The organism is Nostoc sp. CALU 1950 (assembly GCF_051172895.1).
Classification (GTDB): domain Bacteria; phylum Cyanobacteriota; class Cyanobacteriia; order Cyanobacteriales; family Nostocaceae; genus Nostoc; species Nostoc edaphicum_A.
Genome location: NZ_JBDNJQ010000349.1, coordinates 1 through 1,842, shown reverse-complemented (window position 1 = coordinate 1,842; position 1,842 = coordinate 1). Strand labels below are relative to the sequence as shown.

The following is a 1,842-nucleotide window of genomic DNA, read 5'->3' as shown; positions in this document are numbered from 1 at the left end:
ATAGTTATTGTATGAAAAATATCACTGAAAAACTCACAAAGTCAACAGACTAGGCTTAGGGGGTTAGGTCAATCGTTAGCTTTTCCACATGACCTGAATTGTCAGCTAAATATAGTATTGGTGATGTTTATGCTTTGTTGAATCCTCAGTAGGTTACTCGCTGCGATCGCTTCCTTTATTTCTCCCCTAGTTCTCCCCGATCGCACTTTAATCTTAAAAGTCTAGAAGTCTTAAGGTTCTGGGTGCTTTCAGCAAGAAGGAGAACAATGCAACTAAAACACAGCCACATTTTCCGCCAAGAAGCCCTAGAGCGCTTATCTTCACCAGAACAACTGGATCAAGCAATAAATGTCGTCAAGCCCCAAGCTTGGTTGACTTTATCTGCTATGAGTTTTGTGGTTGCTGTAGCTGGTGTTTGGAGCGTGTTCGGTAGAATTCCTCTGACTGTCACAGGCCAAGGTATATTGATTAAACCGCACCATGTGGTGGAATTTCAAGCACCCAGTTCTGGCCCATTACTAACTCTCAAGGTAAAGGCGGGGGATATTATTAAACAAGGTGATGTGCTGGGTATTATTGACCAATCGGCTTTGAAGCAGCAGTTGCAGCAAGAGCAGATAAAGTTGCAACAACTGCAAACCCAGAATCAAGAGACTGACAGGCTACAAAAGCTGCTGATTGACCAACAAATTATGACCCTTGGGCAGCAGAGAATGGATTTGGAAAATAATTTGCGCCGAGAGCAAGATGCACCCAAGTTACGCGATCAAACCCAAAGAGCGATCGCTCAAAAACGTCAAAGCATTAATTCCCGCAAACAACAAATAAATTACTTACTCAAAACTCTTAAAGGACGGGTTGATAATCGTCGTCAGCTTTTTGAGCAGCACGTCATCAGCCAAGATATGCTCGTGCAAGCCGAACAAGAATATTTTAATACTCAAAGTGAACTGTCGAATATTGACGTGCAACTAAAGGATCTTGAAATCCAAGAAACTACTACGCAACGAGAATATCTGGAAAATCTTAACAGAATTGACGAAATTAAAACCAAAATTAAAGATATTAATACTCAAAATACTAAACTACGCGAACAAGACCTGAAGCAATCAATTGATAAAACAAATCAAATTCGGGAAGTAAAGCGCCGCATTGCCCAATTAGAACTACAACTATCTCAAGATAGTAGAATTATTAGCAAATATAATGGTCACATTCTCGAACTGAGCGCTGTCCCTGGACAAATGATGAATCCGGGTAGTCGCTTGGGGTCAATTGAGGCTGAACAGCCAAATTCAAAACTTATGAGTCTTGTTTACTTTGCTAATAAAGATGGTAAGCAAATCAAGCCTGGGATGCCTGTACAAGTGACTCCCAGTTTTGCAAAACGTGAGCGCGAAGGTGGCATTATCGGAACGATCGCAGATATTTCTTCATTTCCGGTAAGTACACAAGATATTACAGCGATCGTTGGTAACAAAGAAATGGCCGCCAGCTTTGCAGGTAAAGGTGAAGGCCAGGTGCAAGCTTTTGTCCAACTCCAAGAAAACCCTACATCAGTAAGTGGCTACAAATGGTCATCCTCTGATGGCCCAGCTTTAAAAATATCCTCCGGCACAACTACCTCTGTTCAAGTAAAAGTTGGAGAAAAAGCACCGATTTCTTATATTATTCCTATGCTACGCTCTTGGACGGGAATTTATTAATTTGGGGATTGGGAATTGGGCATGGGGCATTAGGGTTAAAACTTGAAGGTTCACTCTCAATACGGTTTGGTTAAGGGAAGAGACGCGATAAATCGCCGTCTCTACAATAATGAGTCCTTTGTAGAGACGGCGATTT

General features: G+C 41.6%; 1 protein-coding gene. It reads left to right on the top strand.

Annotation, left to right across the window (positions count from 1 at the left end; translation table 11 throughout):
• Positions 1–266 precede the first annotated feature (266 nt).
• The gene (locus tag ABF638_RS37805) at positions 267–1,706 is read left to right on the top strand and encodes an NHLP bacteriocin system secretion protein (RefSeq protein ID WP_435027857.1); all 1,440 of its coding nucleotides are present in this window, start codon (positions 267–269) and stop codon (positions 1,704–1,706) included.
• Positions 1,707–1,842 lie beyond the last annotated feature (136 nt).

What these genes read in the sequence shown, in the direction of transcription:
- ABF638_RS37805 (WP_435027857.1), top strand. Translation starts at nt 267, where the DNA reads ATGCAACTAAAACACAGCCACATTTTCCGCCAAGAAGCCCTAGAGCGC.